This is a genomic window from Streptococcus sp. 2021WUSS126 (assembly GCF_044427255.1).
GTDB lineage: Bacteria > Bacillota > Bacilli > Lactobacillales > Streptococcaceae > Streptococcus > Streptococcus hashimotonensis.
This window is the reverse complement of record NZ_JAOTGI010000029.1, coordinates 2,336-26,227: the sequence shown is the minus strand read 5'-3', so window position 1 is coordinate 26,227 and position 23,892 is coordinate 2,336. Positions and strand designations below refer to the sequence as shown.

Genomic DNA, 23,892 nt, shown 5'->3' with positions numbered 1-23,892 from the left:
GGAGTAGAACAATTTCTAGTTTCTCAGAGACAGACTTTGGACTTCTTTTGGACATAATAAAACTCCCTTTATAGTTTCTAGTGAAAATTTTTGTTTTTTCACTGTCCACTATAAGGGGAGTATATCAAAATCCAAAGAATTTTAATTTTTTTATAATCCAAGTCGAGCAAAGATGTCATCCACCCGCTTAGCATAGTAGTCTGGGTTGAAGAGTTCATCGATTTCTTCCTGACTAAGTTTAGCTGTCACACGCTCATCCGCTTCGAGAAGTGGCTTGAAGTCCACTTGATTGTCCCATGACTGTGCGGTTTTTGGTTGCACCAAGTCATAGGCTTCCTCACGGGTCATGCCTTTTTCAATCAAGCTGAGCATGACACGCTGGCTGTAAATCAAGCCAAAAGTTGACTCCATATTACGTTTCATGTTTTCAGGGAAGACCGTCAAGTTCTTGACGATATTGCCAAAACGATTGAGCATATAATTGATGAGGATGGTTGTATCCGGCGTGATAATCCGCTCTGCTGACGAGTGAGAAATATCACGTTCGTGCCAAAGCGCCACATTCTCAAAAGCCGTTACCAAGTGACCACGCACCACACGAGCCAGACCGGTCATATTTTCAGAGCCGATAGGGTTGCGTTTATGGGGCATAGCAGAGCTGCCTTTTTGGCCTTTGGCGAAATACTCTTCGACTTCGCGTTGTTCAGATTTTTGTAGTCCACGGATTTCTGTCGCCATACGCTCGATAGACGTTGCAATCAAGGCTAGGGCTGAGAAATATTCTGCGTGGAGGTCACGAGGAAGGACCTGAGTCGAAATTTCCTGCGGACGAATGCCCAATTTGCCACAAACATACTCTTCCACAAATGGAGGAATGTTGGCAAAGTTTCCAACCGCACCTGAAATTTTACCAGCCTCAACGCCCTTAGCTGCCACATCAAAACGCTCCATATTGCGTTTCATTTCGCTGTACCAAGTTGCTAATTTAAGACCGAAGGTCGTTGGCTCCGCATGGACACCGTGGGTCCGACCCATCATAATGGTGTACTTGTGCTCACGAGCCTTGTCAGCGATAATGTTTGTAAAGTTTTCAAGGTCACGACGGATGATGTCGTTGGCCTGCTTGTAGAGGTAACCGTAAGCCGTATCCACCACGTCGGTAGACGTCAGACCGTAGTGGACCCACTTGCGTTCCTCACCAAGACTTTCCGAAACCGCACGCGTGAAAGCCACCACATCGTGACGGGTTTCCTCTTCTATTTCTAAAATGCGGTCGATGTCAAAAGTCGCCTTCTCACGAATCAAGGCCACATCTTCTTTGGGAATCTCACCCAACTCAGCCCAAGCCTCATCAGCGAGGATTTCCACCTCCAGCCAAGCCTTGTACTTGTTCTCTTCACTCCAAATAGCCGCCATCTCAGGACGGGAATAACGTGATAGCATGTTTTGTTTTCTCCTTACTAAGAATTAAGAAATTATGCAAACTTAGATTTCAAAGTTTGAATTTGAGTTTTTTGAATAGGAAATGGAATAAGAGAATGTTCATGATAAGTCAGTAAACTTCTTATTCTTTCCTTTTGATTCGCTGTGAGAGTTTGTGAAACTGAATTCAATCGAGTAATTAGATTTTCAATTCCTTTTGGAGTTAAATTTTGCAACATTTTTTCACAATCCGCTGCAGCACTCCAGCTAATTCCGTAAGAATTACCAACATAACAATCTAAATTGACCTGTACATACTTCCCAATAATTTGTTCCGGTATCGGATTAATTTGCTCAGATAACTCTTGAAGTCTTTCTGCAAATGGAGGTTCATTATAAAAGTTATTCATCCCACAATGTGCTGTTCGTAAATTATTTATTGCTTTACTAAACGAAGAAATTTTCTCAACCTCTGAAAGACTATTCAATTGACCTATTTCTTCAAAAAACTTTTTGGAATTGGTTCTCTGATCTGGTGTCCCTGATAATAAGTATTGATTATGCTTATCCAATAGCTCTATAATAATATCAGGATTTTCAGATAATAATTCTGATGTTCCTTTTGCAATCGCCAAGGCGTTAGAACGAACCAAGCTAGATTTAGAGGAGTCTATATAATTTGAATAAAGTAATTTATATACCAAAGTCTGCTGTGAACGAAATGTTGACTTCAAGAGACTAACAAAATGACTCAATACCTCTGTATCTTGATCACCTGAAAGCACAGCATTCAAAGACTTTATATCAATTCCTGCACTAATTGCCGATTCTGACAAACCGTACTTACAGCAACGACTAATAAAAGTAACAAGTTCTCTATCATCTATATTAATATTTGATGGATGAGCTATAGATGCATTATTTCTAATTTCTCGACACTGTTGTAAATAAAAATGTCCTTGTTCATCAATAATATTTAGCTGATAACACAAATCTAATAAATCTACATCTTGAATTTTGTCTAAAAAATTGTCTGGCTTAGAATTACCTGAAATTTGCGCAATCATCTCCATACCAAATGAACTGACTCGACTACGAAGTTCCGTAATTACACAATTCCATACATATATTATCGCTCCATCAAACAATCCAACCGAAGAAGCAATACAAGCCTTTGCAATAAATTGATTCCGTAATCTAGGAGGAATTAAGTTTAATTCTCTAGGTAATAACATTAAAGCCGTACTTATTTCATCATTTGGTGGCAAAATTTCTCTTGGCATCCCTAATGATTTTACAACTTCATCCACCACTAAATTCCCTTGAGTCGTTAAACTACTTGGATTTAAATTAACATTTTCTTCCGAAACTAAATCATTCATCGGATTTTCCTCCTAAAATTCTACAACCTCATCTGGTACGCCACCCAACACCGTCACGTGTCCCATTTTGCGATTGTGCTTCGCTTCTAGTTTACCATAAAAGTGGGGATGGGCGGTAGGGTTTTCTTGAAGAAAGGTTTGGATGGCTTCCATGTCTTGTCCCAAAACGTTAATCATGACGGCTGGAGAAAGCAGGCGGATAGGGGGTAGAGGCTGTCCTAGAATGCCTCGGATATGGGTATCAAACTGTGAAAAATCACAGGCTTCAATAGAATAATGCCCCGAATTATGTGGGCGAGGGGCGATTTCGTTGACCAGAATGTCCTGCCCTGCCACAAACATTTCAACACAAAGGGTGCCTGCTAATTGAAGTTTATCTGCGATTTGTAGAGCCATGGTTTTGGCTTTTTCAGCTAGTTCATCTGAAATATGGGCAGGCACGATAGTTTTGTAAAGAATATTATTGCGGTGGATATTTTCCTGTACAGGAAAGACGGTGTTGTCGGAGCCGTTGCCAGATACAAGGACAGAGATTTCCATGTCAAAATTCACAAACTCTTCCAAGACACACTCGCCAGAATTAGCCAGTTGACTGGCTTCTACCAAGTCCGCCACTTCTCGAATGACCTTCTGGCCATGTCCGTCATAGCCCCCAGTCGCTGTCTTCAAAACATAGTTTTTGCTGAGGTCCAGACCTTCTAGGTCTAGGCTAGATGTGACGACTTTGTAGGGGGCGACTTGCACGCCAGCTTTTTTTGCCAAAAAATCCTTCTCAAAAATACGGTTTTGGGAAATGCGGAGGAGGTCTGTCCCTTGAGGGAGCTGGCCGTCCTTGATGACCACGTCCAGTCCGTCGGCGTCGACATTTTCAAACTCGTAGGTCAGGACATCGCACCGCTCCGCCAACTGTTTGAGGGCCGCCACATCGTGATAGGGAGCGACGATAACCTCGCTGACCTTGGAGGCTAGGCAGTCTGCAGCTGGATCCAGCGTGATTACCTTGTGTCCCATATAAATAGCGGAAATGGCCATCATCTGACCTAGCTGACCACCGCCAATAATACCTATCGTTTTAGATGAGTTCATCTGACATAGCCTCCGCAATTTTTTCCTGTTCCTTGGCAAAATCTGCCAGCTGAGCTGCAATGGTTTGGTCTTCAATGGAGAGAATGCGAAGAGCTGTCAGAGCCGCATTGGTCGCACCTGCTTCACCAATAGCCATGGTTGCAACAGGTACACCGCCTGGCATCTGCACGATAGAATAGAGGGAATCTACACCACTTAGGGCACGAGATTGGACAGGGACTCCGATGACAGGTAGGGTTGTCTTAGCTGCCACCATACCTGGCAAATGAGCCGCACCGCCCGCTCCTGCGATAATAACCTTGATACCACGGCCACGCGCTTCCTCGGCGTGACGGAACATGAGGTCTGGGGTGCGGTGGGCAGACACTACTTTCTTTTCATAGGCTACGCCAAATTTATCCAGCACTTCGGCTGCTTTTTTCATGGTTTTCCAGTCAGAACTAGAACCCATAATGATGGAAATTGGAATGTTCATATTTGCACTTCCTTTTCTTATGCCAAGTTATTTAACAGCTTTACTTCCAATATCTGTCCGATAAAAGAGGCCTGTTGTATCTTGTTTCTTCAGCTCCGAGTAAATTTTTTCCTGGGCTTCTTGGACGGTGTCTGCTGTGGTGACTAGCATATAAACTCGACCGCCGTTTGATAGCAGTGCTCTGCCATTTTCCGCAAAACGAGCCCCTGCATAGTAGGTCGTGATGTCTCCCTCGGTCCTTGCTGGCAAGACCACACCTTTTTCGTAGTCCAGAGGATAGCCGTTTGATGCCACCACTACCCCAAGCGTCACGCCGTTTTCCAGCCAGGTTAGCTGTGTAGGACGTTTGTGGAGGATGTCGTCGATGTTCTGAGCAAAGTCAGAGGTCAGACGAGGCAAGATAATCTGGGTTTCTGGATCGCCAAAACGAGCGTTGAACTCGATAACCTTGGGACCTTGGTCGGTCAGAATCAAGCCAGCATAGAGCACGCCCAGATAAGACCGCCCTTCCGCAATCATGCCGTCCAGAATGGGCTTGACAATGGTGTCAACTGCTGTATCTACCACGCTTTGTGGCAGGTGGGGAACAGGAGCGTAAGCCCCCATGCCACCTGTGTTGGGACCTTGGTCGCCGTCAAAGGCATGCTTGTGGTCCTGGGCTGTCGGCAGGATATAGAACTGGTCGCCGTTGACCAGAGCAAAGAGGGAAAACTCCTCACCTGCCAAGAACTCCTCGATGACCACGCGGGCACCTGAGTCGCCGAATTTGTTGTCCAAGAGCATATCCCGTGCCGCTTCGACCGCCTGCTCGACGGTTTCCGCCACGACCACACCCTTGCCCAGTGCCAAGCCGTCCGCCTTGACCACGATTGGAGCCCCCTGCTCTTCGATGTAAGCTTTGGCTTCTTCGAAGTTGGAAAATGTGCCAAAGGCTGCTGTTGGAATGCCGTATTTGACCATGATTTGCTTAGCAAAGTCTTTTGACCACTCTAGCTCCGCGGCTAGACGACTCGGACCAAAAGCCTTTAGTCCCGCCTGTTCAAAATCATCAACGATACCTGCTGCCAGAGCATCATCTGGACCAACAAAAGTCCAGGCAATGTCATTTTCCTTGGCAAAGTTGATGAGGGCAGAATGTTCGGAAATTCCGATATTGACCAACTCGATACCGTCTAAAGTCATTCCGTCATTTCCAGGAGCGATAAAGACCTGCTCCACCTGTTCAGACTCTAACAATTTCTTTGCAATAGCATGTTCACGACCACCAGACCCAACAACCAAAAGTTTCATTTTTTATACCTCAAAAACGGATTTTCTATAAACAGTATAGCAAAAACAGACGGTTTTTGATAGAAAAAGCAGGGGAATGTTCGGGAATGGAAAAAGCTCGTATCAAAAAATACGAACTGTTTATAAGCCTATGAAGATAATTTTTATGAAAATGTATAATTTAATTGAGTTATATTAACTTGCTTTACTTCCTCACATTCAAATAGATTCGGGTCAAAAATGGCTAGATTAAAACCTTCTTCATTCATGACACTTTTATACTCTATTCCTGAGTATATGGAAATACCTTCATTTTCTATACTCTTAACAAAATCAGTTATATATTGGGTAGGTAGATAGTCTAAACTATCGTCTTTTCTCCTCATGATTTTGCTCATTTCGGTATTTATTTTCTCTAAGTATTGTTTATTTACCGCCAACTCCATAATATTGTCAATAATACCTTCTGCAAAAGGACTAATTTTATTGATAGACTTAAAGTCAACTACAACAATATCATCTTTCAAAACAAAAGTTCCAATGCAGATAGAGTCGTATTTTCCTGCACGTGTTTCATGTATTGTCGTCTTGTCAGAATCTCCTAGATATAAGCACCGAATTCCCCTAGAATTAGCTCTACCATCTGACGATTTCGTAGCATCAGGTGCGCCCATCTCATTTGAAGGAATGCTTTCTTTATCGTTTGAAATTCTGCATCGATATAATCTTTGACCTTTTTTATAACTCTTAAGAATATACGAACAATATTTTTCTAACAACTCTTTATTAATGTGGTTAGAGTGAAATCTGTTCTTGTATTTTAAATCATAGACAAACAAATCCCAATTATTACTGCGTAATAATGAATGTTCCTTCATGTAGTCTACATCAATCATTTTTTCAATACCTATTTTTTGTTCAAATAACTCAGGCATTACTTGATACTGATTGCTACAAATTGATTTTAAAATCTCATAGATTGTTGATTCATTCTTACTTGTAAAAATATTCCAATTGTTTAGAAACTCTGTTTGCAACAACCTTCCATCCTTTAAAGGAAAATTTGGAATTTGAGATACTGGTGTATAGATTTCCAGAAGGGAGCTAAAATAATCCTCTAAATAGCTATCTTTATTCGTATCATATAGTTTATCAGTACTACCACAAGTTTCACATTCCCCTAAGTATGTACTTCTAGAAGAAATTACATCTTTAATAACATCATCAACAAAACACTTTTGACAAATTATCATTGACTCCTTCTGCTCCTACCATCCAAATATCTGCCAACTAATTCAATATGATGCATAATAGACAGCTTTTTAACAGTTCCTAAACCAGGGTAAGAACGTATAGAATACAGCCTTCTAAACTCGCGGATAGCTAACGTTTCAGGAATCTTTCCCTCATTTACCTTATCTATTAATTTTGAAAGAGCTTCACCAAATTTCCCTGCTGGATCCGTGGGGTCTAAATTGGAATCCGAGACAAAATGAAATATACGGAGATTCTCCTCGTCATCAAAATACACAATATGTATAGCAACTGCATATGGTGCAAAACCAGACTCACTATATTCATCACCAACTATTGAATAGTCTGAAAAACCACTATACCCATCCTCCGAAAAATATTTATGATCATCCGAAAAGAACTCATCGGGATTTTTTGAATAATCCGTATTTCTAAGTAACTTAGAAAACCTATCCCCAATTTTTACTTTATTGCCACTTACTTCGCGTTTTAGCCTACCACTTTCTGTAATAACATTATAGGCTGTTAATTGTCCAGCATAATTTTCTCGATAACCTTCTAAATCGTCTGGATGTTTACATATTGTAATTTGTTTATCAATATCATCAACTAATTTAAAATTATCCTCCACTTTGTAATTTTTGCTCATCAATGAAGCATGATATAACTTATCATTTTCTTTAAATACTTCATCTAATCTACTTACTAGATTAACTTTTTTTACATCTTCATATTCTTCAATAAAAGAACCTGCTGCTGGATTCAATATCAGAGAACATTTTCGTCCCTTATTTTTAAACCTTTCAAGAGTATTTATTAGTGTTGAAGATAATTTTACAGGTTCAATTATTGGAACAACCTTTTTACTCAATTTATCATTTTCAAGTAATTCCCTCAGTGCGATTAGCTCATACTGTCTACCTCTTAGATATGGAAAATACATACTTTTCTCCTTTTATTCTTTATTTCTGTAAAAAACGTTTCAAATTCTCATAATCTTTAGTTTTGAAATTCATAAAATATACTAAAAATTTTAATTCATAGGGAACTTCTTCGAACAATATTTTCTCGATTGTATTTCTCTTCTTCAGCTCAATTAAAAAATCTGAATAAAATTGCTCCAGTGGAATAGCCTCCGTCAGTTTCTTACAAACCCCATAATAATCAAATTGAGAGACCTTCGGCAATATATCAAAGTGCTTCTTGACAATATTTTCATATTCCACTTTACGCAGTATCTTAAAAAGTACATCCCTATCTATGTCAAGATTATACTCTTCTGGCTTAATGATTGTTTTGATTTTAGAATTCCTTTGAAGTATGTATAATCCGACTGGTTTATCAATTTCAGCAATTTTCTTCTTAGCATTTTCTAAGTTTTTTTCATATGTAACAATTGCTACATGATTAAATGCTCTGTAATATTCATTAATTTGACTTTCTAACCTGTCAAAATTATCCAATTCTGTTTTAATTTCGTAAACTATTGCTTTTCCGTTTATTAATATAAAATCTGGCTTAGCTCTCCCTACCGGAATTTCTGTTAGAGCTGTTGTTGTGTTGACACTGTGCACGCCTAACAACAACTTATTTAAAAGAGTGTTTTTATAAAAATATTCATTTCTATATGATTTAGACAATTGTTGATAAATCTCTCGAATAGTATCTAAATGATTTTGATTTTCCTCTGAAAACTTTTCAAATACCTCATCTCGACTATGCTTTAGAAGGTTACTTAGCATACTCCTTGAAAAAAACTTATTTAATAAATAATTGTTCTCAATATGCATTCCCCCACCTCCTCTCTCTTTTTTTCTTATGAAAATTATACCATACTTTATATATTCGGAGAAGTTATTGACAAAATGTAATTGTTACGAACTAAGATTCTGATTTCCTTCACCTATTTTTTACAAATTCTGTTTCAAGTGCCTATAGTTTGCCACTTCATCATAAATAGATTGATAGGAAAAGTCTGAAATCGTTAAGTCATGTAATGAGATATTTTTTGTCAATTCTCATCTTGATTATCAACGCAAAATATCAATGTAATCTTTCAAGCTTCAATAAATTTGCATTTCCATCCATTATATACCTAATAAATTTCTTTGTCAAAGCACAAAACCACCCCAACTTCTCCAGCTGGGGTGTTCCTCTTTCTCCAAATTTCTCAATGTCTAAAATGTCTGACTCCTGTAAAGACCATGGTCAAGCCGTACTTGTTGGCCATGTCAATGGAGTCTTGGTCGCGGACAGAGCCTCCCGGCTGAATGATAGCCTTGATGCCTGCCGCAGCGATTTCTTCCACATTATCAGCAAATGGGAAGAAGGCATCCGACGCCAAAACGGCTCCGTCTAAACGGTCCTTGGCCTGCTCGATAGCGATACGGACGGACGCTACACGGTTGGTTTGTCCCGGTCCCACGCCCAAGGTCATCTTGTCATTGGTGATGATGATGCCGTTGGACTTGACATATTTGGAGGACTTCCAGGCAAATTCCATAGCTGCCCACTCTTGCTCGGACGGTTGACGCTCGGTCACCACCTGCCAGTCTGCTGGGCTTTCCACCACCACATCCTGATCCTGCACCAAGAGCCCGCCGACAACACCTGTGAACTCTTTTTCTACCTCGCTCGCGTCCTGTGCGTCAAAAGCCAACTCTAAAATCCGAAGATTTTTCTTTTTATTGGTCAAAATAGCTAGCGCTTCTGCCGAATAGCTCGGTGCGATGATGATTTCTAAGAAAATCGGGTGCATCTTTTCAGCCGTCGCAGCATCCACTTCCCTGTTCAGCACGACGATGCCTCCGAAAATCGATACTGGGTCAGCCTCATAAGCATAATCCCAAGCCTGCTCAATAGTCTCTGCCTGCCCGATACCGCAAGGGTTCATGTGTTTGAGAGCCACAACAGTCGGACGGTCCTTAAAATCACGGATAATCCGAATGGCCGCATCCGCATCACGAATGTTGTTGAAAGACAGCTCCTTACCATTTAACTGCTTAGTAGCTGCAATAGAATAGTCTGCTGGCAGGGCATTTTGGTAGAAATCCGCATTTTGCTGGGGATTTTCACCGTAACGCATAGGCTGATTGAGGTCATAAGTAATGGTTAATTTTTCAGGCTTGTCTTCACCGACTTGTTTAGTAAAATAATCTGCTATTAGGGCATCATAAGCTGCGGTATGACGGAATACCTTTGCAGCCAGTCGCTGACGTGTTGCATAGCTCGTTTCCCCCTGCTCTGCAATTTCCCCTAAAACGGTCGGATAATCTGTCGGATCCACAACAACTGTCACGCTGGCGTGGTTCTTGGCTGCCGAACGAAGCATAGAGGGACCACCGATGTCAATATTCTCCACCGCCAAATCATAGGTCACATCTGGACGTAAAATAGTCTCTTTGAAGGGATAAAGGTTAACCACTACCAAGTCAATCAGGCCTATTTCATGGTCGCTAGCTGCTTGTAGGTGGCTGTCCAAATCCCGACGTGCTAACAAACCACCGTGTATTTTCGGATGAAGAGTCTTGACACGACCGTCCATCATCTCAGGAAAACCAGTCACATCGTCAATGGCAATGGTAGTTACACCAGCCCGATCCAAGGCAACCTTGGTACCACCGGTGGAGATAATTTCCCAACCAAACTTGGTCAATTCTTGGGCAAACTCTACAATGCCTGCCTTGTCGGATACGCTAATTAACGCACGTTTTGTCATGATTTCTCCTTATCTCCTCACTACCCCCAACTCCTCCAAGACTTCTGGATAGAGTTGGTATTCTGCTTCATGTATTCTGGCTTCGAAGGTTTCCAGGGTATCCTCAGCCAGCCTTGGTACTCGGATTTGTTTGATAATTTGTCCTGTGTCAACGCCGCTATCAACCCAGTGGACTGTTACGCCACTTTCAGATACTCCTGCCTGCCAGGCATCTTCAATCCCATGGGCTCCTGGAAATTCAGGCAAGTAGGCGGGGTGGATATTTATGATCCGACCTTCGTACTGAGCCAGCAGGGTTGGTCCCACAATCTTCATATAGCCTGCCAAGACCACCAAGTCAATCTGGTGCTGGTCTAATAGTTGGATAAGGGCTTCTTCGTAGGCCTGCTTATCCTCAAACTCTTTTAGTTCAAAAGTAAAAGTCGGTACGCCTAGTTTTTCAGCCCGTTCCAAGACATAGGCATTTCTACGGTCTGAAAAGACAAAAGCTACTTCAAACTGCTCTGCGATGACTTGAAAATTGGAGCCATTGCCTGATGCAAACACTGCTATTCGTTTCATTTGATGACCACACTCTTATCTTCCTTGGCGATGATGCGACCAATGGTGTAAACTTCCTCGTCAACTAGTTGACAGACACTGTCAACCTTGTCTGGACTGACAGCCAGAACTAAACCGATACCCATGTTGAAAATTTCAAACATTTCTTCATGCTTGATGTGGCCATATTTTTCAAGAGCTGTAAAGATTGGAAGGACTGGAATCTTGTCCTCTTCAATCTCAGCTGCAAGATTATCAGCAAACATACGGGGAATATTTTCGATGAAACCACCGCCTGTGATATGGGCAATACCATTGACCAGCCCTGCTTTTACCAGAGGCAATACCTGCTGGACATAGATACGTGTCGGCTCTAAGAGAACATCCTTTAGAGCTCTGCCATTGAGCTCTGGCAACAGAGCGTCGCCAGAAACATCTGCAAAAACGCGGCGGACCAGGGAATAGCCGTTGGAGTGGATGCCGCTGGAAGCTAGGCCGAGGAGAGTGTCGCCTTCCTGGACCTTACTGCCGTCGATAATCTGGGATTTCTCCGCAATGCCGACAGCAAAGCCAGCCAGGTCATAGTCATCCTCGTCGTACATACCAGGCATTTCAGCTGTTTCACCGCCAATCAGGCCGCAACCAGCTTGGACACAGCCTTCTGCCACACCGGCCACAACCTGCTCTAGCTTGGCTGGCTCATTTTTTCCTGTCGCGATGTAGTCGAGGAAGTAAAGTGGCTCCGCACCTGCTGCGATGATATCGTTGACACACATAGCTACACAGTCCTGACCAATGGTGTCGTGCTTGTCGTACTGAATCGCCAACATGAGCTTGGTGCCGACACCGTCTGTTCCTGATACCAAGACTGGCTCTTTGACATCCAGTTTGGTCAGGTCAAACATACCGCCAAAACCACCAAGAGCTCCCATCACACCCAAGCGTTCTGTCCGAGCTACGTGTTTCTTGATACGCTCGACAACTTCATATCCAGCTTCGACGTCAACGCCCGACTGGGCGTAGGCATTTTTATTTGTCATTTTGATTCCTTTCAACAGTTTACAGGTCTGTCAAGTAACGTTGACACCTCTGTCACTTACTTAACATTTTCAATGTAGAAACTCGTTTTCTCTTCTAGGCTACGGAGGTATTCTTCCTCATAGTCATAGAGAGGCGTTGGAAATTCTCCATCAAAGTAGGCTACACAGAGCCCGCCTTTTGGCGCATCGGTTTCGATGCCTATGGCTTCAATCATCCCCTCAAGAGAAAGGTAGGTCAGACTGTCTGCCCTAATAATCTCACAGACTTCCTCAACGGTATGGTTGGCTGAAATCAGCTCCCGACGGGTCTGAATATCAATGCCATAGAAACACGGGTACTTGAGTTCTGGGCTACCGATAGCCACATGGACTTCTTTTGCCCCTGCATCACGAAGAAGCTGGACAATGCGGCGGCTAGTTGTACCGCGAACAATGGAGTCGTCAATCATGACCACGCGCTTGCCTTTGACAACACTTGAAACGGCTGACAACTTCATGCGCACCCCCTGCTCCCGCAATTCCTGGGTCGGTTGAATAAAGGTCCGCTGGGTATATTGGTTTTTAATCAGCCCCATTTCATTTGGCAAACCAGATTCCTCTGCAAATCCCATAGCCGCAGATAGGGAAGAGTTTGGCACACCAACGACAATGTCTGCTTCCTGTTGAAATTCCTGGGCCAAACGACGTCCCATATTTTTACGAGCCGTGTGGACATTGACCCCGTGAATCACCGAATCTGGGCGAGCAAAATAGACATACTCCATAGAGCAAACTGCCAGTTGCGTATCTCTTGTATAGCTATCATATTGAATTCCTGAATCATCAATGACGACAATTTCACCAGGCTCCACATCTCGCACCCAGTCAGCCCCCACTACTTCAAAAGCACAAGTTTCGCTGGCAACTACCCAGGCACCATTTTTCATCCGACCGATTGACAGGGGACGGAATCCATTTGGATCCAAGGCAGCAATCAGCTTGTCCTCTAGCATGATGAGGTAGGCAAAGCCACCTTTAACAGTATTGAGGGCTTCCTTGATTTTGCCCATGAAGTCTGGATTGTGACTGCGGCGAATCAAGTGCATGAGAATTTCAGTGTCAGAAGAAGAAGAGAAAATGGAACCATTTTTTTCAAGTTCATCCTTCAAACTGACCGCGTTGGTCAAATTCCCATTATGTGCCAAACCCACCTGCATATCTGCAAAATCAAAGAGGAAGGGCTGGATATTATTGATAGAAGCAGAACCAGAAGTTGCATAGCGGACATGACCGATAGCAGCCGTTCCTGTCAAGGTTTCTAAATCTACTGGATTTTTGAAGACTTCTGCAATCAGACCTGTTCCACGATGGCGACGCAAATGCCCACCATCATTGGCTAAAATCCCTGCCCCTTCTTGCCCACGGTGCTGCAAACTATGGAGACCAAAATAAGTAACCTGAGCAGCCTGCGGATGTCCCCAAATGCCGAAAACACCGCATTCTTCATTGAGTGATTTAACTTCATATATCATATTTATTTTCCTGTAAAATAGCGAACCGCTGAAACAAAGAGTCCTTGGTCTTTCTTACCTGGAATGTTTTGGAAAAGACCGTCCTCGTAACGTTCCGAATGCCCCATTTTCCCGATAATCTGACCGTTGCGACTGGTAATACCTTCAATGGCATGACTAGATCCGTTTGGATTGTACTTAGAATCCATGCTTGGCTGACCGGTAAAGTCAACGTACTGGCTGAAAATCTGACCATTGTCCCGCAAGATAGCGAATTCCTCGTCCGTCACCACAAATTTTCCTTCCCCGTGGGAAACTGGAATAGCGTGAATATCGCCGACTTGAACACCCGCCAACCACGGTGAGTTGACATTGGCAATCCGCGTTTCTACCATTTTGGCAACGTGCTGATTGGCATCGTTGTAGAAGAGGGTCGGACTGGTTTCACCAGCCTCCTCAAAGTTTCCATAAGGCAACAAGCCCGATTTGACAAGGGCCTGGAAGCCATTGCAGATACCGATGATGAGGCCACCTTTTTCGATAAATTGGTCAATAGCAGAGCGGACCTTGGCATTTCGTAAGATGGTCACGATAAACTTAGCAGACCCGTCTGGCTCATCCGCAGCGGAGAATCCACCTGCAAAGAAAAGGATATTCGCCTTCTCAATATTGTCAACCATAGTGTCAACCGAGTTTTCAATGCTCTCTGCATCCAAGGTTACAAATGGTACCAGATTAACCTTGGCACCAGCCTGTTCAAAGGCCTTGGCTGAATCGTATTCTGAGTTGGTACCTGGGAAGACTGGGATGTAGACTATCGGCTCCTCGATAATTTCTTTAGCTTGAATAACTGCTGTATTGGCTACCGCCGGAACATCCTGCAAGTCTGGCGCCTGTTCAAATTCCGTTGGGTAAACCTCTTCCAACTTGCCTTCAAAGGCTGCTTGCAAATCCTGTCCAGCTAGGTTGACACCGTTGACAAGGAGTGTAAAGTTAGCGGTGGTTTGTCCAATTTTCACAGCATCTGGAATGTCTTCTTTCGATGTAAAGACAAATCCGCCAAGCTGACCTGTCAAGCTGGTTTCAAGGTCTGCAAGCTCGACTCTTGCTCCGATTTGGTTTCCAAAGGACATGAGGGCTAGACTTTCTAGAACTCCACCATACTTGACTGCACTAGCAGCCGTAATCACATAATCGCTCTGCCATTTTTCAAAAGTCTCAAAATTAGACTTGATCAAGGCAAAATCAATATCTTCCGACAAAGTCTGACCTGGTAAGTAGTAAATGTGCTCGTCAACCGCCTTGAACTCAGGCGAGAGAACCTTGCGGCTGTCAGCCGTGGTCACACCAAAGGCAACCAGAGTCGGCGGAACGGTCAGGTCCTCAAAAGTACCAGACATGGAGTCCTTGCCACCGATAGACGGCAAGCCAAGCTGAATCTGAGCCTCGATTGAGCCCAGAAGTGCTGCTACTGGCTGACCAAAACGCTCTGCCTGCTTGTCCATGCGCTGGAAGTATTCTTGATAGGAGAAGCGAGCCTTGGACCAGTTGGCGCCTGTTGCCACCAAGCGAGCTGTCGCTTCGATGACCGCGTAGGCTGCAGCGTGATAAGGAGACCAGTCTGCCAGATAGGGATGATAGCCCTGAGCCATGACAGAGGCCGTTGTGGTCACACCGTGTTGGACAGGTAGTTTCTGCACCGAACTTTCTGTCGGAGTCAACTGGTGACGACCTCCGAGTGGGTGGTTGACGGTTGTGCGACCAACAGATGAGTCAAAAATCGTCTGCAAACCTTTCTGACTAGCATGGTTGAGGTCTGAAAGAAGGTCTTTCAAGTCCTCCTGTAACGTTTCAACGGAAGTTCTACGTGTTTCTGGTAGATTGACAGGACTGTCAACTACCTTGGCATCGACGACTACACGGACACCGTTGGTATCAAGGAAGGAACGTTCCAAATCAACAATAGTTTGTCCATTCCAAGTCATGACTAGGTTTGGTTTTTCCGTCACTTTAGCCACGACAACCGCATGGATATTTTCCTGACGGCAGGCTGCGATGAAGGCGTCTACGTCCTCTGGACGGACAACGACACTCATCCGCTCTTGTGATTCCGAAATTGCAATTTCCGTTCCATTCAAACCTGCATACTTGAGTGGAACCTTGTCTAAGTCGATTTCTAAACCGTCTGCCAGTTCTCCAATAGCAACGCAGACACCTCCTGCACCAAAGTCATTGGATTTTTTAATCAAGCGAGTCACGGCACCATTGCGGAACAAACGCTGAATTTTGCGTTCTTCAATAGCATTTCCTTTTTGGACTTCCGCACCAGCTGTTTCGACAGACTCAACTGTCTGTACCTTGGACGAGCCTGTTGCCCCACCGATACCATCGCGACCTGTTTTGCCTCCTAACAAGATGACCACATCGCCTGCGACTGGTTTTTCACGGACTACATTTTCCTTAGGAGCTGCACCGACTACGGCACCCAGCTCCATACGTTTTGCAACAAATCCTGGGTGGAAATATTCACGCACATAGGTGGTCGCAAGACCGATTTGGTTTCCGTAAGAAGAATAGCCATGTGCTGCTGTTTTAGAAATAATTTGCTGTGGCAATTTCCCTGAGCGAGTAGCTGTCAGAGGTTGGGTAATATCGCCCGCACCTGAAATCCGCATGGCCTGATAGACATAGGAACGTCCTGACAAAGGATCACGAATAGCTCCACCGATACAGGTTGCGGCTCCACCGAAAGGCTCGATTTCTGTTGGGTGATTGTGGGTTTCATTCTTGAACATGAGAAGCCATGGCTCTTTTACGCCATCCACATCCACTTCAATCTCCACCGAGCAGGCATTGATTTCATCTGACACTTCCATATCATCCAGACGACCATTTGCTCTCTCATAGCGACCAAAAATCGTCGCCATATCCATCAATGTCTGCGGCTTATCTGTCCGACCTAACTCAGTTCTCATAGCCAGGTACTTGTTATAGGTCGCCTGCAATTGCTTGTGGAATTTTGAAGCTGAAAAATCAATAGACCTGAGTTCTGTTTCAAACGTCGTATGACGGCAGTGGTCACTCCAATAAGTATCCAGGACCTTGAGTTCTGTTTCAGTTGGTACTCGACCGATTGACTTAAAGTAGTCCTGAATGAAGAGCAAGTCTTCCACTTCCATAGCCAAGCCAGCCTCACGCTTGTAAGCCGCAAATTCTTCCGCCCCATAGCTATCAAAAAAGTCCAAACTTGGAATAGTCGCATCTGACACCGAAAACTCCTGAGCCGCCAAAGGAGAATCCATATCCTTGAAACGCGAATCCACAGGGTTCAGCAAATAGTTCTTGATAGCAGCTAACTCTTCTTCCCGCGCATCTCCATTCAAGATATAGAGCTGACCTGTGTTGACACGCACCTCCTGACAACTGCCCAACAAGAGAAGGGCCTCCTGACTGCTGGCTGCCCGCTGATCGAACTGCCCAGGAAGAGCCTCAATCGCAAAATAGGCAGCCCCCTCCAAGCCCAATTCCGCTTCCGACAAGACCTTGTCCGTCACCTGCTCGGTAAAGATATGCTTAATCGCCTGCTCCAGCAAGTCCTCCTCAAGATTGAAAACATCGTAAACCTGCACCAAACGCAAACTTGACAGACTTGTCAACTGTAAATTATGTGTCAACTCCTTGCGAAGAGCCTCCGCCTTAATCTGAAAATCCGCCTTCTTCTCAACAAAAATCCGCTTCGCCATTTTTTCCAATCCTTATTTCACTTCTTGTAATTTTGCCAATACGACCTCGTAAACCTCGGTCAACTCCCCGAGACCCCGACGAAAAACATCCTTGTCTAGATGATTGCCCTCCGCATCCCACAAACGACAATTATCAGGAGAAAACTCATCCGCCAATAAAATCTGACCTGACGAGTCGACCCCAAATTCTAGCTTGAAATCCACCAAAGTCAGCCCAAGCTGTGCAAACAAGTCCTTCAAGAACATATTGATTCGTCTTGTTTCTTCCTTGATATAGGCAATTTGATCCTGACTAGCCAGTTCTAAAAAAGCAATGTGTTCATCGTTGATAAAAGGATCATCTAACTCATCTTTTTTATAGTAGAATTCCACGATTGGAGTGGATAAGGCAATCCCTTCTTCCACCCCAAAACGTTTTGAGAAAGATCCAGCTGTCACATTTCGCAAAACTACCTCAAGAGGAATAATCTCCACCTTCTTATTCAACTGCTCCGTATCCGACAAACGCTTGATAAAATGCGTTTGGACACCAGCTTCATTCAACTTTTCAAAAATCAAAGAAGAAATCAGATTGTTGAGCCGGCCCTTTCCCACAATCTGTTCTTTCTTACCACCATTAAAAGCCGTCGCCTGATCCTTATAAACCGCAACAATCTGGTCACTATCAGCCGTTGCATAGATATCTTTAGCTTTTCCTGAATAGAGAAGGTCTGTTTTCATGAGAATGTTCGCCTTTCATAAAATATTCTAGTCTTTTCGTTTATTTTACCACATAATATTCGTGTTAAAAACTATTTAACGGTATTTTGTCAAAAAACAAAGAAAAACGACCGTAAACTACGAACGTTTTTTTACTTCTTCATAAATAAAATCAACAATATCAGATAGGACCTCAAAATGCTCAATAGCAGCATCTGGGACATCTACATGAAATTCATCCTCCAAATTAAGAACAAATTCCATGATTTCTACTGAATCTGCTGCAATATTATCTGCCAAAGTAGATTCAGGTTGAACTTGAAAATCTTCTCCCTTTTCATCCTGAATTAATTCAACAACCCGCTGATAGACCTGCTCTCTAGTCATGACTCTCCTCCACTACTGAAAATTTGGCCACTGATTTTTCAACAATGCCAGCCTCCAAAATCGAACGCGTCTGCTTGATCGTATAGAAAATTGACTTGGCATCGCTGGATCCGTGCGCCTTGATGACAGGTGCTTTCAGACCAAGCAAGACAGCACCACCTGCAGTTTTATAGTCCATAGCCCCCAAGGCCTTTTTCAAGGTTGGCTTGACCAAAAGACCACCCAATTTAGCACGCAGACCGCCATTCTTGATTGAGCCAGTCAACTGACCAATGATGGATTTTGCAGTCCCTTCGACTGTTTTCAGCACAGCGTTTCCCGTGAAACCATCCGTCACGACCACATCCGCCACACTGTTGAGCAACTCACGCGCCTCCACATTTCCGATAAAGTTAATCGACTTGTCTTCCGCCAAGAATTTATAGGCTTCTTGGTGAACTGGCGTGCCCTTGGTATCTTCCGTACCGTTGTTCAAAAGTCCCACACGAGGTTGTTTGACACCACGCACGTGCTCCGCGTAAAATGAACCAAGAATACCATACTGATAGAGGTGATGAGCTGTATTTTCAGCATTTGCCCCCAAGTCCATCATATCAAATCCCTTACCATCCATAGTCGGCAAGGTAGACATCAAACCAGGACGGTCGATGTTCTTGATGCGACCGACGACAAAGACGCCTGCCGCCAAAAGAGCACCTGTATTTCCAGCTGACAAGACCGCATCTGCCTGACCATCCTTGACAGCCTTGGTCGCTAGGACCATAGAAGCCTCTTTCTTACGACGAATAGCCTTGACAGGCTCATCATCTGAATTGATTTTCTCCGTCGTATGGACGATGCTGACACGCTCTGTCACTGTCAAATACTGCTTTATTTTAGCCTTATCACCATAAAGTTGAATTTCAATGTCTGGAAAGGCAGCCAAGGCTTGATTGACACCTTCTACCACTGACTGAGGGGCGTGGTCCCCACCCATAGCATCTACTGCAATACGTTTCATTCTGTTTCCTCATTTTCTGTTCTTGGTTTCATAATCTGCCCCCAAGAAGACAAATCATCTATAAATTTCTTGGATTTCAAGTGAATCCCCACATATTCCTCGTACAGCTGGTCAATAAAAAGCCGTAATTTTCGCTTCATCTCAGGCTTGATGGAAATGGTTTCCAGCTCATCAAAGGAAATAGCCTGAAATTGATCAAGTAGATAGGGAACATTGGGATCCAGATAAGCCCGTCGCTCATCTTGTTGATAGTGTTGTGGACACAAGACACCGCTGTACTTGTAGGAATAGTCAAAAGGCAAGCCAACCCGATGACAAAAAGCACACTCGTGAAAATTCAGACTGATCCCAAATCGTCCCAAGAGCTGAATTTCAAAGATATTGGTCAAAATTTCATAGTCCAAACCCGACTCCATCAAATCTAAGGTCTTGACCAAAAATGCAAAGAGGGCTGGGTCATAAACCTTATCCTGCAAGGCCGCATCTGCCAAGGCCAAGATGTAGGTAGCATAGCTAAGTTTAAAAATATCACCGTTAATACTCTTAAATGGCTGTACCTGATGAAAATCTTCGATATAAGACAGACCATCATCATTGATTTTAACGATAAAATCCGCATAGGTCAAAGGTTGGATAGAAGCTACCAACTTGGACTTAGAGGCATGTTTCACGAAAAACATTCGCTTGCCAGCCTTCTCTGTAAAAATCTTGACCAGCTTGTCATCTTCTCGAAAATTCCGATTGTAAAGGACTAATCCCCTAGTTTCAATTCGTTCCATTTTCTTCTAGATATTCCTTCAAACGAGCCATAGCTGTTTGAATTTTCTCCATACTTGCTGCATAGGAAATTCGCACATAGCCTTCCCCATACTGACCGAAGGCCGCACCCGGAATTAAGGCCACCGCTTTCTTTCTCGCAAAGTCTTGCAAGAAGCTAAAGGAATCTTGATTGTAACCCGCAGGGATTTTTGCAAAGATGTAAAATGCTCCATCAGGCTTGATAATTTTAAAGCCTAAGTCCGTCATCTTCTCAATGATGTAATCCCTACGCTTGATATACTCCGCCCGCATTGGCAGAGCATCATCCTTACCATTTTTCAAGGCCTCAACCGCACCATACTGCATAGCAGTTGACGCTGCAGTCACGAGATATTGGTGGCTCTTGATGATTTGAGCGATGATGGGAGCCTGACTCATAATCAAGCCAATCCGCCAACCTGTCATGGCATGGGACTTGGACAATCCCTGAATCAAAATGGTCTGTTCTGGCAAAAACTCCGCAATCGAAGTATGAGGCTGACCAGTGTAAGTCAACTCCGCATAGACCTCATCTGATAGGACAAAGACAGGATACTTACGCAAGACATCCGCAAAAGCCTGAATTTGCTCACGTGAGTAGGTCACTCCCGTTGGATTGGCAGGATAGTTGAGAATGACCGCTTTTAGCTTATCCCCCTGCTCAATAATCGCCTCTTCCAACATCTCAGGTGTCAACACAAAATCATTTGCCGTCGTATCGATTTCAACGATATCTGCTCCCACCATATTGACAATCGGTTCATAACCAGGATAGGCAGGGGCAGGTAGAAGTACCGTATCTCCAGCTTCCAAAATAGCAACTAAACTCGCTGATAGAGCTTCTGTCGCACCGATTGTAGAGAGGATTTCATTTTCTGGATTGTAGTGTAAATTATATTTTTCAGCCACAAACTCAGCTGCCGCTTGGCGCAACTCCAAAAGACCAGCCATACCAGTATAATAACTCTGGTTAGCATCGATAGCAGCCTTAGCCGCTTGTTTGACATGATCAGGCGTTGTAAAATCAGGCTCTCCCAAGGTCAGTTTCAAAATCCCTGGAACATCCGAAATAGACTGATCAAACTGACGAATCATCGAAACCTCAATCCGATTCAAATTCTTATTAAAACGATTTAATAAATCCATTCTGCCACCTCAAAAATATATAAAACTATTATAATACATTTTGAAAATAAATGTAAAAAAGAAGAGTCATTTGACTCTCCTCATACCTATTTAACACGACTTGCCTCAAACAAAGGAGACAAGGGACGTTTTTCATGAATACGAATAATCGCTTCCGCTAATAATTCTGCCGTTGAAATATGTTCGATTTTATCGATTAAGCGATCTTCTGCAATTTCAATTGTATCAAGAACAACCAATTTCTTAATTGCTGACTTACTAATGTTATCCATAGCAGGCCCTGACAATACTGGGTGCGTACATGAAGCATAAACAGCTGTTGCCCCTGCATCTGCCAAAGCATCCGCTGCATGACAGATGGTACCCGCAGTATCAATCATATCATCAATCAATATACAAGTTTTATCCTTAATATCACCAATAATGTTCATCACTTCTGATGTATTCATCTTATCAACACTACGACGTTTATCAATAATAGCAATCGGTGTCTTCAAGAACTGTGCTAACTTACGGGCACGTGTCACACCACCATGGTCAGGTGATACAACAATATAGCCATCACCTACCATACCACGACGCTCAAAATAATCCGCAATCAATGGAGCACCCATCAAATGATCAACAGGAATATCGAAGAATCCCTGAATCTGCGCAGCATGCAAATCAATTGTCAACAAACGATTGACCCCCGCTGTCTGCAACATATTAGCCACCAACTTTGATGTAATTGGTTCCCGTGCACGAGCCTTCCGGTCTTGGCGTGCATAACCATAATAAGGCATTACTACGTTTACTGATTCAGCAGATGCACGTCTAAGAGCATCAACCATAATCAAAATTTCCATTAAATTATCATTAACTGGTGAGCTAGTAGATTGAAGAATGTACACATGAGTTCCACGAATGGATTCCTCAATATTTACCTGAATTTCACCATCTGAAAATTGACGAACACTTGATTTTCCAAGAGGAATTCCTATTTTTTTCGACACCTGTTCAGCTAACTTCTGATTTGACGAAAGAGCGAACAATTTTAAGTCAGTAAACGCCATGACAGCCTCCTATATATTTCTACCTTTACTATTTTAACCCTTTTTCCTTCATTTTTCAAACAAAAATAGAGCGCAAATCCACACGCTCTATTTGAAAATTTCTTAATATGGAGGGTAAATGTAGTAAACTGCTCCCTCAGAAGTCGTTGTTGGATTGAAATAACCACCACGATGGTTACCAATATAACGACGACCCATGTAGTTTGATTCAACAACTTGGATACTTGTTGAAGATTGAACAGCCGTAACAACAGCTACGTGTCCATAATAGCCACCTGTCCAAACAGCAATTGCACCCTCTCTTGGAATAGAACCAGTGTTAAAACCTTCTGCACGAGCTGATGCCAGCCACTGTTTAGCATCACCCCAGTATGGACCAACCCATGAAAGCTGGGATTTAACACCCCACGTACACTCACCAACTGGATAAGACGAAGCATCATAGCGCGCATTGCTCACAGCAGCTGAGCTACTTGACCCAGAGAATACCGGTGTTGTAGATGTGCTTACTGACTGAGAAGGTACTGAAACCGTCTCAGTCACTGTAGTTGCTACTGGAGTTGACACAACAGGTGCCGATACTGAAGCCACTTGTTGTTGCGCTAGAGAAGCTTGTTGCGCTTGATACTCAGCCTGACGAGCGGCCGCTTGACGAGCCGCTTCCTCTGCTACTGCCTTTTTCTCCAGTAATGAATTCTTCTCATCTTCAGCAGTAGCTTTCTGCACAGCCAAATTTAACTTAGCAGCTTCTAATTCAGCTTGACGTACTTGTAATACTTGGGCATCATCTTCCAATTTCTGACGATTAGCAGCCAAAGTAGTGATTGCTTCTTGGTTTGCCTTCTGTTTTTCAACAATCGCCTCTTTATCAGCCTTTTGTTGTTCCAACATACGGTTATTAGCTGAAACAATCTCACGCATGGCATTAACACGAGAAACAGCATCAATGATTGATTTTGAATCCAAAATTGTATTAATGTAACTTGAAGCAGAACCATCAATTTGAGCACTACGTGCCTGCTCCCTCAAAGCACCATCACGCGATACAATATCAGCTGATAAACGCTCAATATCTGCCCCCAATGTCTGCGATTCTGCTTCCAAACGGGTATTTTCTTCTGTTAATTTCGCCTGTTCACTAACAATTGCATCAACTTGTCCTTGAATAGCATCAACTTGTTGTTGAGCTTCAGCTTGTTGTGCTGTCAACTCACTAATCTGTTGATTTTTTGCTGCAATCTGACTATCTACATCATTCGCACTAATCATAGCTACATAATTAGCATTAGATAGAACGACTGTACTTAACATAATTGTAGCCAAGATTTTTTTCTTCATATCCGAACATAACTCCTCTATACTTTCTGACTCTCTCATTTTATCAAAAT

Annotated in this window: 20 protein-coding genes; all 20 read right to left on the bottom strand. The window is 43.3% G+C overall.

All coding sequences use genetic code 11. The features are described 5' to 3' along the window. Nucleotides 1-150 precede the first annotated feature (150 nt). The 20 genes from purB to pcsB all read right to left on the bottom strand — a co-directional run bounded on the left by purB (nt 151) and on the right by pcsB (nt 23,842). Nucleotides 151-1,443 carry an adenylosuccinate lyase gene (gene purB, locus ODU39_RS09475; protein WP_398580320.1) on the bottom strand — a complete coding sequence of 431 codons (1,293 nt, stop codon included), beginning with the start codon at nt 1,441-1,443 and terminating at the stop codon, nt 151-153. A gap of 32 nt (nt 1,444-1,475) precedes the next feature. Then, a complete protein-coding gene (locus ODU39_RS09470; RefSeq protein ID WP_105179233.1) occupies nt 1,476-2,804 on the bottom strand; it encodes a hypothetical protein in 1,329 nt (442 codons plus the stop codon). A gap of 12 nt (nt 2,805-2,816) precedes the next feature. Next, nucleotides 2,817-3,890: a 5-(carboxyamino)imidazole ribonucleotide synthase gene (purK, locus tag ODU39_RS09465; protein WP_398580321.1), complete on the bottom strand. Its 1,074-nt coding sequence runs from the start codon at nt 3,888-3,890 to the stop codon at nt 2,817-2,819. Beyond that, nucleotides 3,877-4,365, bottom strand: coding sequence for a 5-(carboxyamino)imidazole ribonucleotide mutase (purE, locus tag ODU39_RS09460; RefSeq protein ID WP_136670930.1), 489 nt, complete (start codon nt 4,363-4,365; stop codon nt 3,877-3,879). The genes purK and purE overlap by 14 nt, the downstream gene beginning before the upstream one ends. Before the next feature lie 27 nt (nt 4,366-4,392). Continuing rightward, the gene (purD, locus tag ODU39_RS09455) at nt 4,393-5,655 is read right to left on the bottom strand and encodes a phosphoribosylamine--glycine ligase (RefSeq protein ID WP_398580322.1); all 1,263 of its coding nucleotides are present in this window, start codon (nt 5,653-5,655) and stop codon (nt 4,393-4,395) included. 143 nt (nt 5,656-5,798) lie between these two features. Next, nucleotides 5,799-6,887: an RES family NAD+ phosphorylase gene (locus ODU39_RS09450; protein WP_136670932.1), complete on the bottom strand. Its 1,089-nt coding sequence runs from the start codon at nt 6,885-6,887 to the stop codon at nt 5,799-5,801. Beyond that, complete coding sequence (locus tag ODU39_RS09445; protein ID WP_136670933.1) at nt 6,884-7,831, bottom strand: sce7725 family protein; 948 nt, start codon at nt 7,829-7,831, stop codon at nt 6,884-6,886. Before ODU39_RS09445 ends, ODU39_RS09450 begins: the two co-directional genes overlap by 4 nt. 19 nt (nt 7,832-7,850) lie before the next feature. After that, entirely contained in the window at nt 7,851-8,678 is an 828-nt protein-coding gene (locus ODU39_RS09440) for a sce7726 family protein (RefSeq protein WP_136670934.1), read from the bottom strand. A gap of 380 nt (nt 8,679-9,058) precedes the next feature. Next, nucleotides 9,059-10,606 carry a bifunctional phosphoribosylaminoimidazolecarboxamide formyltransferase/IMP cyclohydrolase gene (gene purH / locus ODU39_RS09435; protein WP_208564573.1) on the bottom strand — a complete coding sequence of 516 codons (1,548 nt, stop codon included), beginning with the start codon at nt 10,604-10,606 and terminating at the stop codon, nt 9,059-9,061. A gap of 9 nt (nt 10,607-10,615) precedes the next feature. Next, nucleotides 10,616-11,167, bottom strand: coding sequence for a phosphoribosylglycinamide formyltransferase (gene purN, locus ODU39_RS09430; RefSeq protein ID WP_208564574.1), 552 nt, complete (start codon nt 11,165-11,167; stop codon nt 10,616-10,618). Continuing rightward, nucleotides 11,164-12,186, bottom strand: a complete 1,023-nt coding sequence (purM, locus tag ODU39_RS09425; RefSeq protein WP_136670935.1) for a phosphoribosylformylglycinamidine cyclo-ligase — start codon at nt 12,184-12,186, stop codon at nt 11,164-11,166. The genes purN and purM overlap by 4 nt, the downstream gene beginning before the upstream one ends. 56 nt (nt 12,187-12,242) lie before the next feature. Then, nucleotides 12,243-13,697: an amidophosphoribosyltransferase gene (purF, locus tag ODU39_RS09420; RefSeq protein WP_398580323.1), complete on the bottom strand. Its 1,455-nt coding sequence runs from the start codon at nt 13,695-13,697 to the stop codon at nt 12,243-12,245. A gap of 2 nt (nt 13,698-13,699) precedes the next feature. Continuing rightward, nucleotides 13,700-17,419: a phosphoribosylformylglycinamidine synthase gene (locus ODU39_RS09415; protein ID WP_398580324.1), complete on the bottom strand. Its 3,720-nt coding sequence runs from the start codon at nt 17,417-17,419 to the stop codon at nt 13,700-13,702. A 12-nt stretch (nt 17,420-17,431) separates the two neighbouring features. After that, nucleotides 17,432-18,139, bottom strand: coding sequence for a phosphoribosylaminoimidazolesuccinocarboxamide synthase (purC, locus tag ODU39_RS09410; RefSeq protein ID WP_398580325.1), 708 nt, complete (start codon nt 18,137-18,139; stop codon nt 17,432-17,434). Between the two features lie 117 nt (nt 18,140-18,256). After that, nucleotides 18,257-18,505 carry a phosphopantetheine-binding protein gene (locus ODU39_RS09405; RefSeq protein WP_014637254.1) on the bottom strand — a complete coding sequence of 83 codons (249 nt, stop codon included), beginning with the start codon at nt 18,503-18,505 and terminating at the stop codon, nt 18,257-18,259. Beyond that, complete coding sequence (gene plsX, locus ODU39_RS09400; protein ID WP_398580326.1) at nt 18,498-19,505, bottom strand: phosphate acyltransferase PlsX; 1,008 nt, start codon at nt 19,503-19,505, stop codon at nt 18,498-18,500. The genes ODU39_RS09405 and plsX overlap by 8 nt, the downstream gene beginning before the upstream one ends. Then, a complete protein-coding gene (recO, locus tag ODU39_RS09395; RefSeq protein ID WP_044771111.1) occupies nt 19,502-20,284 on the bottom strand; it encodes a DNA repair protein RecO in 783 nt (260 codons plus the stop codon). The genes plsX and recO overlap by 4 nt, the downstream gene beginning before the upstream one ends. Next, the gene (locus ODU39_RS09390) at nt 20,271-21,449 is read right to left on the bottom strand and encodes a pyridoxal phosphate-dependent aminotransferase (RefSeq protein ID WP_398580327.1); all 1,179 of its coding nucleotides are present in this window, start codon (nt 21,447-21,449) and stop codon (nt 20,271-20,273) included. Before ODU39_RS09390 ends, recO begins: the two co-directional genes overlap by 14 nt. An 86-nt stretch (nt 21,450-21,535) precedes the next feature. Next, nucleotides 21,536-22,504 carry a ribose-phosphate diphosphokinase gene (locus tag ODU39_RS09385; RefSeq protein ID WP_105248756.1) on the bottom strand — a complete coding sequence of 323 codons (969 nt, stop codon included), beginning with the start codon at nt 22,502-22,504 and terminating at the stop codon, nt 21,536-21,538. Between the two features lie 102 nt (nt 22,505-22,606). Continuing rightward, a complete protein-coding gene (pcsB, locus tag ODU39_RS09380) occupies nt 22,607-23,842 on the bottom strand; it encodes a peptidoglycan hydrolase PcsB (protein WP_105138873.1) in 1,236 nt (411 codons plus the stop codon). Nucleotides 23,843-23,892: the final 50 nt, after the last annotated feature.